Origin of the sequence: Vibrio sp. VPAP30 (assembly GCF_001188205.1) — a bacterium.
GTDB classification, from domain to species: Bacteria; Pseudomonadota; Gammaproteobacteria; order Enterobacterales; family Vibrionaceae; genus Vibrio; species Vibrio bivalvicida.
In genome coordinates this window covers 125,133-138,236 of the sequence record NZ_LBLS01000019.1, presented here as the reverse complement: position 1 = coordinate 138,236, position 13,104 = coordinate 125,133, and the positions used below count along the sequence as shown (strand labels likewise).

General features: G+C 46.4%; 12 protein-coding genes. 10 read left to right on the top strand and 2 right to left on the bottom strand.

Translation table 11 applies throughout. The features are described 5' to 3' along the window. The first annotated feature begins 143 nt into the window (after window positions 1–143). The 8 genes from acs (at window position 144) to ZX61_RS08395 (ending at window position 8,405) form a co-directional block, all read left to right on the top strand. Entirely contained in the window at window positions 144–2,093 is a 1,950-nt protein-coding gene (gene acs, locus ZX61_RS08430; RefSeq protein ID WP_049844228.1) for an acetate--CoA ligase, read from the top strand. A gap of 300 nt (window positions 2,094–2,393) precedes the next feature. Further along, on the top strand, window positions 2,394–2,843 hold the full coding sequence (gene aroQ / locus ZX61_RS08425; RefSeq protein WP_049844227.1) for a type II 3-dehydroquinate dehydratase: 450 nt from the start codon (window positions 2,394–2,396) through the stop codon (window positions 2,841–2,843). An 80-nt stretch (window positions 2,844–2,923) separates the two neighbouring features. Then, window positions 2,924–3,388: an acetyl-CoA carboxylase biotin carboxyl carrier protein gene (gene accB / locus ZX61_RS08420; protein WP_049844226.1), complete on the top strand. Its 465-nt coding sequence runs from the start codon at window positions 2,924–2,926 to the stop codon at window positions 3,386–3,388. A gap of 15 nt (window positions 3,389–3,403) precedes the next feature. Next, window positions 3,404–4,747, top strand: coding sequence for an acetyl-CoA carboxylase biotin carboxylase subunit (accC, locus tag ZX61_RS08415; RefSeq protein ID WP_049844225.1), 1,344 nt, complete (start codon window positions 3,404–3,406; stop codon window positions 4,745–4,747). Window positions 4,748–4,887: 140 nt separating this feature from the next. After that, complete coding sequence (prmA, locus tag ZX61_RS08410) at window positions 4,888–5,775, top strand: 50S ribosomal protein L11 methyltransferase (RefSeq protein WP_049844224.1); 888 nt, start codon at window positions 4,888–4,890, stop codon at window positions 5,773–5,775. Between the two features lie 140 nt (window positions 5,776–5,915). Continuing rightward, the gene (gene dusB, locus ZX61_RS08405) at window positions 5,916–6,878 is read left to right on the top strand and encodes a tRNA dihydrouridine synthase DusB (protein ID WP_049844307.1); all 963 of its coding nucleotides are present in this window, start codon (window positions 5,916–5,918) and stop codon (window positions 6,876–6,878) included. A gap of 72 nt (window positions 6,879–6,950) precedes the next feature. After that, window positions 6,951–7,247: a DNA-binding transcriptional regulator Fis gene (gene fis, locus ZX61_RS08400; protein ID WP_000462885.1), complete on the top strand. Its 297-nt coding sequence runs from the start codon at window positions 6,951–6,953 to the stop codon at window positions 7,245–7,247. A gap of 177 nt (window positions 7,248–7,424) precedes the next feature. Continuing rightward, window positions 7,425–8,405 (top strand): sensor domain-containing diguanylate cyclase, encoded by a 981-nt coding sequence (locus ZX61_RS08395; RefSeq protein ID WP_049844223.1) that lies wholly within the window; start codon window positions 7,425–7,427, stop codon window positions 8,403–8,405. An 8-nt stretch (window positions 8,406–8,413) separates the two neighbouring features. Here ZX61_RS08395 and zntR read toward each other — a convergent pair whose 3' ends face one another. Next, window positions 8,414–8,848 carry a Zn(2+)-responsive transcriptional regulator gene (gene zntR / locus ZX61_RS08390; RefSeq protein WP_049844222.1) on the bottom strand — a complete coding sequence of 145 codons (435 nt, stop codon included), beginning with the start codon at window positions 8,846–8,848 and terminating at the stop codon, window positions 8,414–8,416. 286 nt (window positions 8,849–9,134) lie between these two features. Here zntR and purH point away from each other — a divergent pair, with 286 nt between their 5' ends. Then, a complete protein-coding gene (gene purH, locus ZX61_RS08385; RefSeq protein WP_049844221.1) occupies window positions 9,135–10,745 on the top strand; it encodes a bifunctional phosphoribosylaminoimidazolecarboxamide formyltransferase/IMP cyclohydrolase in 1,611 nt (536 codons plus the stop codon). 213 nt (window positions 10,746–10,958) lie between these two features. Beyond that, a complete protein-coding gene (purD, locus tag ZX61_RS08380) occupies window positions 10,959–12,248 on the top strand; it encodes a phosphoribosylamine--glycine ligase (RefSeq protein WP_049844220.1) in 1,290 nt (429 codons plus the stop codon). A 74-nt stretch (window positions 12,249–12,322) separates the two neighbouring features. On the opposite strand, the gene ZX61_RS08375 is transcribed toward purD, so the two are convergent. Continuing rightward, complete coding sequence (locus ZX61_RS08375; RefSeq protein WP_082173438.1) at window positions 12,323–13,024, bottom strand: DUF1481 domain-containing protein; 702 nt, start codon at window positions 13,022–13,024, stop codon at window positions 12,323–12,325. Window positions 13,025–13,104 lie beyond the last annotated feature (80 nt).

Sequence of the window (13,104 nt, the reverse complement as noted above, 5' to 3'; positions counted from 1 at the left end):
ATCCTAAAGTCTAATTGTCGAATTGTCGCCTGTGATTGAAAGTTATGGGTAAAAGGATTGTACGACGTCAGGGTCAGGTGACCTGATCGTTTTAAACGGACACTTGCTCAATTCACAACGAATTAGGCACAAGGAGATAAGCAATGAGTGAAGCCCATATTTATCCGGTAAAAGAGAACATCAAAAAAAATACCCACGCGGATAACGACACCTACCAAGCTATGTACCAACAATCAGTAACAGATCCAGTTGGCTTCTGGAGTGAGCACGGCAAAATCGTCGATTGGATAAAACCTTTCACGCAAGTAAAAAATACCTCATTTGATACCGGCCACGTTGATATCCGTTGGTTTGAAGACGGTACGCTGAATGTTTCTGCGAACTGTATTGACCGCCACCTAGCCGAGCGCGGCGATGATGTAGCGATTATCTGGGAAGGCGACGATCCGAATGATGATAAAACTCTCACCTTCAACCAACTACACAAAGAAGTGTGTGAGTTTTCTAACGCCCTGAAAGAACAAGGCGTTCGCAAAGGCGATGTAGTTTGTCTTTATATGCCAATGGTGACAGAAGCGGCGGTTGCCATGCTAGCTTGTACCCGTATTGGTGCGGTACATACGGTGGTATTCGGTGGCTTCTCTCCTGAAGCGCTTTCTGGCCGTATTATAGACTCAGACGCGAAAGTCGTCATTACAGCTGACGAAGGTGTGCGTGGTGGTCGTGCCGTTCCGCTGAAAAAGAATGTTGATGAAGCACTGACCAACCCAGAAGTGAAAACCATCGACAAAGTCATAGTTATGAAGCGCACAGGCGGCAATATTGACTGGCATGAACACCGTGATGTGTGGTGGCACGAAGCAACAGCAAACGTTTCTTCTGACTGCCCGCCAGAAGAGATGAAAGCAGAAGATCCACTCTTCATCCTCTACACTTCAGGCTCAACAGGTAAGCCCAAAGGTGTTCTTCACACCACAGGTGGTTACCTTGTCTACGCGGCCATGACATTTAAGTATGTATTTGACTATCAGCCGGGGGAAACGTTCTGGTGTACAGCTGACGTAGGTTGGATTACAGGCCACACTTACCTTGTTTACGGTCCATTGGCTAATGGCGCTAAGACTATTCTATTTGAAGGTGTGCCTAACTACCCAAGCACCAATCGCATGAGCCAAGTGGTTGATAAGCACCAAGTGAATATCCTTTACACGGCTCCAACCGCTATTCGTGCACTAATGGCAAAAGGTAATGAAGCGGTTGAAGGTACCTCTCGTAGCAGCCTACGTATTATGGGTTCGGTAGGTGAACCTATTAACCCTGAAGCGTGGGAGTGGTACTACAAAACCATCGGTAATGAAGATTCACCTATTGTGGATACTTGGTGGCAAACTGAAACTGGCGGTATTTTGATTGCGCCACTACCTGGAGCAACAGACCTCAAGCCAGGTTCAGCAACTCGTCCATTCTTCGGTGTTCAGCCTGCTCTGGTTGATAATATGGGTAACATTATTGAAGGTGCGACCGATGGTAACCTAGTGATTCTAGATTCTTGGCCTGGCCAGATGCGTACAGTATATGGCGATCATGAACGCTTCGAACAAACATACTTCTCGACCTTTAAAGGCATGTACTTCACCAGTGATGGCGCGCGTCGTGATGAAGATGGTTACTACTGGATAACAGGCCGTGTTGATGACGTACTTAACGTATCAGGTCACCGTATGGGGACTGCAGAAATTGAATCAGCACTAGTAGCTCACGATAAAATTGCAGAAGCGGCCATTGTCGGTATCCCACACGATATTAAAGGTCAAGCGATCTACGCCTACATAACCCTCAATGATGGCGAGTTCCCAAGTGCTGAATTGCATAAAGAAGTGAAGGACTGGGTTCGTAAAGAAATTGGCCCTATCGCAACCCCAGATGTACTACATTGGACAGATTCACTGCCGAAGACTCGCTCTGGTAAGATTATGCGCCGGATTCTACGTAAGATTGCAACGGGTGATACTGGCAACTTAGGCGACACGTCCACCCTTGCCGATCCAAGTGTGGTTGACAAACTGATTGCTGAAAAAGCCGAGCTAGCGTAATTTTCATAGCCGATGTTTAAAACTTCAAACCGTCACATTACGTGGCGGTTTTTTCATTTTACCGTCTAAAGTACTCCTCCTCACACCTTTCTTCTTGGGCAAAAATGTTACCTCGGTTACAAAAATCCGACTCTAGGCTGGGAGATTAGACCAGTAAATTGCTGCTAAATGCGCTGAATTAGCTATAATCTGGGTCTATTTCAAAGATTCGATGCTATTTTTAATAAAAATCGCATGCTGAATCAGCGATAATATGGGATTATTCCAGTTCATATCATGAAGTAGGAAGATGGCAGCACAATGACAGCAAAATCACGCATTCTTGTCTTAAATGGTCCAAATTTAAACCTGTTAGGTCTACGCGAACCCGCACATTACGGTTCGTCGACGTTACCACAGATTATCGACACATTAACCAAGCAAGCGAATGACGCCGATGTTGAACTCCAACATCTTCAATCTAATCGTGAATATGAACTGATCGAAGCTATCCATGCGGCGTACGACAAGGTGGATTTTATTATCATCAACCCAGCCGCGTTTACCCACACCAGTGTCGCATTAAGAGATGCGTTACTTGGCGTGGCTATTCCATTTATCGAAGTACATTTATCTAATGTGCATGCTCGCGAACCATTCCGTCATCACTCTTATCTTTCCGATAAGGCTGAGGGCGTGATATGTGGTCTCGGTGCACAAGGATACGAATTCGCTCTGTCTGCTGCAATTAATAAGCTGCAGGCAAAGTAACCCAATTACTGTCAAAGTAAACAAACACTCTGCAGCTCTTATCGAGCTGTCTTATTCACAAGATAAAAGAGAAAGAAAAGATGGATATCCGTAAAATCAAGAAGCTTATCGAGTTAGTAGAAGAGTCTGGCATTGCTGAGCTAGAAATCTCTGAAGGTGAAGAGTCGGTACGCATCAGCCGCAACGGTACTGCAGCACCTGTAGCGCCAATTCAATATGCTGCAGCACCTGCACCTGTTGCAGCTCCGGCTCCAGCGGCAGCACCAGCTCCTGCAGCAGCGCCTGAAGCGGCAGCACCTGCGGTTCCAACTGGTCATCAAGTTCTTTCTCCAATGGTAGGGACTTTCTACCGTTCTCCAAGCCCAGACGCGAAATCGTTCGTAGAAGTTGGCCAAAGCGTTAGTGCTGGTGACACTCTATGTATCGTTGAAGCAATGAAGATGATGAACCAAATCGAAGCTGACAAGTCTGGTATTGTTACTGCAATCCTAGTTGATGACGGCCAACCAGTTGAATTCGACCAACCACTTGTTGTTATCGAATAACAGAGGCTCTCTCTTATGCTAGATAAATTAGTCATCGCGAACCGAGGTGAAATCGCACTTCGTATTCTTCGCGCATGTAAAGAATTAGGCATCAAAACAGTTGCGGTCCACTCAACTGCTGACCGTGACCTAAAGCACGTACTGCTTGCAGACGAAGCAATTTGTATCGGTCCTGCTCGTGGTATCGACAGCTATCTAAACATCCCTCGCATTATTTCTGCGGCGGAAGTAACAGGTGCAGTTGCTATCCATCCAGGCTACGGCTTCCTATCTGAAAACGCAGACTTCGCAGAGCAAGTAGAGCGTAGCGGCTTTATCTTTGTTGGTCCTAAAGCGGAAACTATCCGCATCATGGGTGACAAAGTTTCTGCTATCACAGCAATGAAAAAAGCGGGCGTTCCTTGTGTTCCAGGTTCTGATGGTCCTTTGGATGATGACGAACAGGCAAACAAAGCGCACGCAAAACGCATTGGCTACCCAGTAATCATCAAAGCTTCTGGTGGTGGTGGCGGTCGTGGTATGCGCGTTGTTCGCTCAGAGAAAGAGCTAACAGAAGCAATCGCAATGACACGTGCAGAAGCAAAATCTTGCTTCAACAACGACATGGTTTACATGGAGAAGTTCCTAGAAAACCCACGTCACGTTGAAGTTCAGGTTATTGCTGATGGCCAAGGTGGGGCAATCCACTTAGGTGAGCGTGACTGTTCAATGCAGCGTCGTCACCAGAAAGTTGTTGAAGAAGCTCCAGCTCCAGGTATTACTGAAGAGATGCGCAAGTACATCGGTGAACGCTGTACCCGTGCATGTCTAGAAATCGGTTACCGCGGTGCAGGTACGTTCGAATTCTTATACGAAAACGGCGAATTTTACTTCATCGAGATGAACACACGTATTCAGGTTGAGCACCCAGTAACTGAAATGGTGACAGGCGTCGACCTAATCAAAGAACAGCTACGTGTTGCAGCAGGTCAACCTCTATCATTCACGCAGGATGATATCAAGATACGCGGCCATGCTATCGAGTGTCGTATCAACGCAGAAGACCCTGAGCGCTTCCTACCTTCACCAGGTAAGATTGAACGCTTCCACGCTCCTGGCGGTATGGGTGTTCGTTGGGAATCACACATCTACACAGGTTACACAGTACCTCCTCACTACGACTCAATGATCGGTAAGCTGATCACTTTCGGTGAGAACCGCGATGTGGCGATTGCTCGCATGAAGAATGCTCTAGGCGAAATGATTGTAGAAGGTATTAAAGTAAACGTATCGCTACAAGAATCGATCATGAATGATGAAAACTTCCAACACGGCGGTGCCAACATTCACTATCTAGAGAAGAAACTTGGTCTGCAATAAGCGTTTATTGCACTAGTAAAGAATTAAAATGCTCACTTCGGTGAGCATTTTTGTTTTCACCTGTTATTCGTCTATAAAACCCGCAGATTTCTGCTACACTCTGCGCCAAATCACATCTTTTAATGTTGAGAGATCTACTCATGCCTTGGATTCAAATCAAACTCAATGCGACCAAAGATAACGCTGAGCCAATCGGCGATATGCTGATGGAAGAGACTGGTGCGCTGTCTGTAACCTTCTTAGATGCGCAAGATACGCCTGTATTCGAACCTCTGCCTGGTGAAACGCGTCTTTGGGGTGATACCGATATCCTAGCGCTGTATGACGCAGAAGCTGATACCAACTTCATCATTGAGCAGGCTAAACTTAGCGGCCTACTGGCTGAAGGTTTTGCTTACAAGGTCGAGCAACTTGAAGATAAAGACTGGGAACGCGAATGGATGGATAACTTCCACCCAATGAAGTTTGGTGAGCGCCTATGGATTTGCCCTAGCTGGCGTGAAGTCCCTGAACCAGACGCGGTCAATGTCATGCTTGATCCTGGCCTTGCGTTTGGTACGGGAACACACCCGACCACAGCGCTGTGCCTTGAATGGCTAGAAGGCTTGGATCTGTCAGGTAAAACCGTAATCGACTTTGGCTGTGGCTCTGGCATCCTTGCGATCGCAGCGATCAAACTCGGTGCAGAGAAGGTTATCGGCATCGACATTGACCCTCAAGCACTCCTTGCATCTAAAGACAATGCAGAACGTAACGGTGTTGCCGCTCAGCTAGAGGTATTCTTACCTCAAGATCAGCCAGAGGGCTTAGTCGCAGACGTGGTTGTGGCGAATATTTTAGCCGGCCCTCTACGTGAACTTTCACCAATCATTAAGTCTTTGATTAAGCCAAATGGTGAACTGGCGATGTCAGGCGTGCTTGATACTCAAGCCAAAGATGTTGCGAATTATTACCGTGATGAGCTTCACATTGATCCTATCAAGGAGCAAAGTGAGTGGTGTCGCATCTCTGGTCGAAAGCAAGGCTAGACAAGACTTTGTGAGCTAATTGACTGATTTTTGGGCATTTTGCGAAAACAATTTGTAAATGCTCAAATATTAGTCTTTTCACAGCGCAAAAAAATGCGTAAAATGCGCGCCCTTGCTCGGTTAGAACTGTGATTGAAGTTTTGAAGATCGGAAACCACCAACTTAAGAATAATCTCATTGTTGCCCCTATGGCAGGTGTAACGGATAGACCGTTCCGTGAGTTGTGTCTCCGCTATGGTGCGGGAATGGCTGTCAGTGAAATGATGTCGTCAAACCCAAAACTATGGAAGACCTCAAAATCAAAGCAACGCATGGTACATGAAGGCGAATCGGGCATTCGCTCTGTACAAATTGCGGGCGCTGATCCACAGCTTATGGCCGACGCTGCTCAGTTTAGTGTTGAGAACGGTGCACAAATCATCGACATCAACATGGGCTGTCCAGCCAAAAAAGTGAATAAGAAGCTAGCCGGCTCTGCCCTGCTGCAGTACCCAGATATCATCAAAGATATTCTTCGTGCTGTCGTTGATGCAGTCGATGTCCCTGTGACATTGAAAACCCGCACTGGCTGGGATACAGACAATAAAAACTGTGTCCAAATCGCTAAATTAGCCGAAGACTGCGGCATTCAGGCTCTTGCTCTGCACGGCAGAACAAAAGCATGTATGTACAAAGGTGAGGCCGAATACGACAGCATTAAAGCGGTAAAGCAAGCAATCTCGATTCCGGTTATCGCTAACGGTGATATCGATAGCCCAGAGAAAGCAAAGCATGTACTGGAATACACTGGTGCAGACGCTTTAATGATCGGACGCCCTGCCCAAGGTCGTCCGTGGATTTTCCAGGAAATCCGACACTTTTTGGAAAACGGCACCACGATGCCTGAACTTCCTTACCAGGAAGTGAAAGACATCCTGCTTGGTCATGTGCATGCTCTCCATAACTTCTATGGCGAGTTTTTAGGTCCACGTATTGCGCGTAAGCACGTAGGTTGGTATCTAAAAGAGCATGAGCAAGCGAGTGAGTTTCGCCGTACCTTCAACGCTATCGATGTAGCTGAGCTACAATTTGAAGCGCTTGAAGAGTATTTTGATAAAGCCTAAATAGTTGGAGCTACGGCTTCAAATATGACAGGTAAACGTTGCATCATAATTAAGAGAAGAGCTAGACCGAATATGTTCGAACAAAATCTGACTTCAGAAGCATTAACAGTAACTACAGTAACGTCACAGGACCAGATCACTCAGAAGCCATTACGTGACTCTGTTAAAGCGTCTCTTAAGAACTACTTGGCTCAACTAAACGGCCAAGAAGTAACTGAACTATATGAATTAGTTCTAGCTGAAGTTGAACAGCCACTACTAGATACCATTATGCAGTACACTCGCGGAAACCAAACTCGCGCAGCAACTATGATGGGCATCAACCGCGGTACTCTTCGCAAGAAACTTAAAAAATACGGCATGAACTAATCGTTCATTCGATATTTTAGATTTAAGAAACCGGGTTTACGTCAGTGAACCCGGTTTTTTTATCATTAGAGGCGGTGTTAGTTGCACGAATATTCAGCGATCTGTGATCTATTGCGATTGCTAAGCTCAAAGTGGTCGATATAATAATCAATTACGTTTACGTCCGGATTAATCGACATGGCTGATATGCAAAGGGAAGAATGGCTGAGCCTTATGCTCCGCGAGCTGCCTGATCGTCTGTTGATCATCGATGGACATGGGCTCATCGTAGATAGCTTTGGCGAAGCGACTCAAACTGATCCTACGGCAACCAACAACTATCTCAACCGTACCTTTGGCGATATCCTTCCTACAACGGTTGCCGAAAGCCTTGAGCAGCACTTCAAACAAGTGTTGGCCACAGGTCAGCGTAAAACCCTGCAGTACTCGATGACACCTTGCCAGCAATTGCAGCTTTCTATTGAAGAACTTGAAGCTTGGAATGGACTGGACGAAAGATGGTTTGAAGCGTCCCTTAAACCCATCACACTTGCAAGCGGTGCCAAGTATGTGCTGTGGCAAGAAAAAGAGATTACCAAAGCTCACCTACACGAAGCCGAACTCAAAAAGCTTGCTGAGACCGATGAACTTACCGGAATATTAAATCGCCGAGCATTTATGCTCAGACTAGAGCGTGAATTTGATAGTCCAACCCAGCAACACCTCTCTTGCTTAATGATTGACATCGACCACTTTAAAGAAATCAATGACCAAGTGGGCCACTTGTCCGGTGATGACGTGATTGTCCAAGTTGCGCAGATTTGTCAGGGTTTGATTCGCTCAAGCGACTATATCGGCCGCTTAGGTGGTGAAGAGTTCGGTGTGGTATTGTCTCACACTAACGCTATTCAAGCCTACGATATCGCAGAGCGCATCCGTCACTCGATCGAAACAACGCCATGTCAGGTAGATGATCACATCATCTTACCAACAGTGAGTATTGGGATTGCAGAGCTGAATAGTCATGTTTCGTCAGTAAGAGAACTGATGGTACAAGCTGACAAAGCAATGTATTACTCAAAGCAAACAGGAAGAAACCAAGTCACTCTCTACTACGAGAATCTTCCTGATATCAAATCAACCTCAGAGCTTAAGGCAAATATCCGCCGCGCTTCCTAAGTCCTCTTTTATTCTGCATCACAGCAAGAGTCTGGATGTGCTTCACTAGCTAGTGCACCTAAAATCGAACAATGGCTCGCATCGTCGTCCACATGGCCACAGCATGCATCATTAATTTTTTTCAGCGCAGTGCGAATCCGGGTAAGTTCGTTGATCTTGTCATCAATCACACTCAGTTTCGCCGTAGTAATCGCCTTAACTTCTGCACAACTATGCTCCGTTGCTTCTAGCTTTATCTCTAATAGCTCGCGAATCTCATCCAGACTTAAGCCTAAGTCTTTCGCTTTGAGGATAAAGCTCACTTGATCTTGGTTCTGTTCATTATAGAGACGGTAACCCGAGTCGCTGCGACCTGCCGGTTTAATTAACTGATTCTTTTCGTAAAAGCGCAATGTATCTGCGGTTACATTACAGCGTTTCGCCAACTCACCGATTTGGAACATAACTTTCCCTATTAACTGTTTCGTTACGTTTAAAGCCTAAAATCGAGCTTTTTACAATTATTTTTGAGATGCCAAACGATTGCGCGAGCTTTTTTGTAATAAATTAGTTAGAATGTGCGCCATCAAACTCAGAGACTAGCTTATCAACTACATTTGTTGCAAAGGTCTTTACCAAAACTGGCCAATATCTTACCGCTCGTTTGTAAACAAAGCATAAGAACAAGTTCACTTTTGGCAAATATCTTTATCTTACGTATTAACTCTGTGACTTTGAGGAAATGGAAGCATGACTAACGCTCGTCCTATTCGCCGCGCACTAATCAGCGTATCAGACAAAACTGGTATTGTTGAATTTGCCCAAGCTCTTGCTAACCGTGGTGTTGATATTCTATCAACAGGTGGTACTGCTCGCCTACTGGCAGAAAAAGGCATCTCAGTAACTGAGGTATCAGATTACACTGGTTTCCCAGAAATGATGGACGGCCGCGTTAAGACGCTTCACCCAAAAGTACATGGTGGTGTGCTAGGTCGTCGTGGTCAAGATGACGACGTCATGGAAAAGCACGGTATCAACCCAATCGACATGGTTGTAGTTAACCTTTACCCATTCGCTGAAACAGTGGCGAAAGAAGGTTGTACTCTCGCTGACGCGGTTGAGAACATCGATATCGGTGGTCCAACTATGGTTCGCTCAGCAGCAAAAAACCACAAAGATGTGACGATCGTCGTTAACGCGCACGATTACGAGCGCGTTATCGCTGAGATGGATGCTAACGATACGTCTCTGACTCTAGAAACGCGTTTTGACCTAGCTATCGCAGCCTTCGAGCACACAGCCTCTTACGACGGCATGATCGCTAACTACTTCGGCACTATGGTTCCATCTTACGGTGCCTCTCTACTTGATGAAGAAGGAAAGAAGGCTGACGAAGAGAGCAAATTCCCTCGCACATTCAATCAGCAATTCGAGAAGAAGCAAGACATGCGCTACGGGGAGAACAGCCACCAAGACGCAGCTTTCTATGTTGAAGCAAACCCAATCGAAGCTTCAGTTTCAACGGCTCGCCAAATCCAAGGTAAAGCCCTTTCTTACAACAACATCGCTGACACTGACGCTGCACTTGAGTGTGTTAAAGAGTTCGACGAGCCAGCATGTGTAATCGTTAAGCACGCCAACCCATGTGGTGTGGCTCTGGGTGGCAGCATCCTCGAAGCATACGACCGTGCCTACAAAACTGACCCTACTTCTGCGTTTGGCGGCATCATCGCTTTCAACCAAGAGCTAGACGCAGAGACTGCAACGGCTATCGTTGAACGTCAATTCGTTGAAGTGATTATCGCACCATCTGTTTCTGCTGAAGCAATTGAAGTTGTCGCTGCAAAGAAAAACGTTCGCCTACTTGAGTGTGGCGAATGGACAACTAAGACTACGGGCTTTGACGTGAAACGCGTTAATGGCGGTCTACTGGTTCAAGACCGCGACCAAGGTATGGTAAGCCTAGACGATCTTAAAGTCGTGTCTAAGCGCCAGCCAACAGAAGAAGAGCTAAAAGATGCCCTATTCTGCTGGAAGGTAGCTAAGTATGTTAAATCAAACGCGATTGTTTACTCTAAGGGTGATATGACAATTGGTGTTGGCGCTGGCCAAATGAGCCGCGTGTACTCAGCGAAGATCGCAGGTATTAAAGCTGCTGACGAAGGTCTAAAGGTTGAAGGGTGTGTCATGGCATCAGATGCCTTCTTTCCATTCCGCGACGGTATCGACGCAGCTGCAGAAGCAGGCATCAAATGCGTGATTCAACCTGGTGGCTCTATGCGTGATGACGAAGTAATCGCAGCCGCTGATGAGCATGGTATGGCGATGATCTTTACCGGTATGCGTCACTTCCGCCACTAGAAAGAAGCGAGAGCGCTGCGCTTCTAGAAACGGGAACGCTGCGCTCCGAGAAGAGCAAAACTTATAATTTGTTTTTTGGATATTCCGATATTTGAAATACGTTAGAGCAAGCCAGTGCCTTTAGTTCAAGGAAAACACGCGGAGCTTATGACTATAAGTGAGCATGTTTGACACAGAAATAAAGATACTGGCGCAGCTATAAGGATTTAAAAAATGAATGTACTTATTATTGGTGCCGGCGGTCGTGAACATGCACTAGGCTGGAAAGCGGCGCAAAACCCAAACGTAGAAACCGTATTTGTTGCACCTGGTAACGCAGGTACCGCTCTTGAGCCTAAGCTTGAGAACGTAAACATCGGTGTTGAAGCTATTTCTGAACTGGTTGCTTTCGCGCAAGAGAAGAAAATCGAGCTAACCATTGTTGGCCCTGAAGCTCCGCTTGTTATTGGTGTGGTTGATGCGTTCCGTGAAGCTGGCCTGCCAATCTTTGGCCCAACCGAAGCAGCAGCACAGTTAGAAGGCTCAAAAGCGTTTACTAAAGACTTCCTAGCTCGTCATAACATCCCAACCGGTGCTTACGCAAACTTCACTGAAATCGAACCTGCATTGGCTTACGTTCGTGAGCAAGGCGCACCTATCGTGGTCAAAGCAGATGGTCTTGCGGCAGGTAAAGGCGTTATCGTTGCGATGACTCTAGAAGAAGCCGAGGACGCAATCAAAGATATGCTCGCAGGTAACGCGTTTGGTGAAGCGGGTAGCCGCGTGGTTATCGAAGAGTTCCTAGACGGTGAAGAAGCAAGCTTCATTGTGATGGTGGATGGTAAGAGCGTTCTACCTATGGCCACCAGCCAAGACCACAAACGTGTCGGTGACAAAGATACTGGCCCTAACACAGGTGGTATGGGTGCTTACTCTCCAGCTCCTGTTGTGACTCCAGAAATCCACGAGCGTATTCTTGAAGAGGTTATCTACCCAACAGTTCGCGGTATGGATGCAGAAGGTCACCCATACACTGGCTTCCTCTACGCGGGTCTAATGATCGATAAAGACGGCACACCAAAGGTTATCGAATATAACTGCCGCTTCGGCGATCCAGAAACTCAACCTATCATGATGCGTATGGAATCGGATCTTGTTGAACTGTGCCTAATGGCTATCGACGAAAAACTTGATCAAGCAGAATCTAAATGGGATCCACGCGCGTCTATCGGTGTTGTCCTAGCTGCCGGTGGTTATCCTGCAGATTACGCAAAAGGTGATGTTATTTCTCTACCAGCGGAACAAGTAGCGGGCCAGAAGATCTTCCACGCTGGTACAGCAAGCAACGCATCTGGTGAGATAGTGACAAACGGCGGTCGCGTGCTATGTGCAACGGCTCTTGGCAATAGCGTCTCAGAGGCTCAGGAGCAAGCGTACGCGCTGGCTAAGCAAGTGAGCTGGAGTGGTATGTTCCACCGCAATGACATCGGCTACAGAGCGATTGCACGCGAGCAAGAGAAGTAGATAACACGATCAGTTGGCATATAAACAAAGGCGCTCAATGAGCGCCTTTGTTTTATCTATCATGCTTAATTCTATCACTCTTCGATAAGAACAGGTCTTTCGATACAGTCATGACTATCTTCAGCCAGCATCAATAACTGACTGACCTTCACTTTATTGCGTTGGGTAGTACCCAAAAATGCAGCATAACTGTCAACGCTTGATAGGCGGTTGATAACAAAACTTGGCAGTGTCTCGTTGAACTCGACCTGCTCATAACTCTGGCCAGAGCAGGTATCAAAATTTGAGCCATCCCAATAGCCTTGAATCAAGCGAATTCCTGAACTGCTCTGCGCTTTGGTTCTTTTGGGAATATTCAACGCTTCTTGCTTGAGCCAAGCGAGCTTATCCGCTTTTAGTGGCAGAACTTTCCCATCAAGGCGGTACTGTTGATAGATCGCTTCCCCATCTTTGTTAAAACGAACGTGAATGCGATACGAAACTAAGCCTTGGTTATCTTTAAGTTGCAGTCCCTCACGAATCAATTCTCTAAGATCGCCATCTTCCCAGCGGTAGTCAGATCTATACCACCCATAATCGCCGGCGCTAACATAGTCTGCCGCCGTGTAAGGAAAAGAGAGACGTTCGGTATACCAATACAAGCTGGTTGCATCCCCGATACTTTGACCGCCTGTGTAATCAGAAAACTGGTCTAAGTTTGGAGTGGAAATACTTGAAGAGCATCCGACAAGTAAAGAAGTGATTAGTGAAGGTATTAGTAGTTTTTTCATCGTCATAAACAAATATACGCCAAGATAGTCGCTACCTTGACGTATTATATACAATTCCGAGTTTGAAACTCTGAAATCAGTAATAA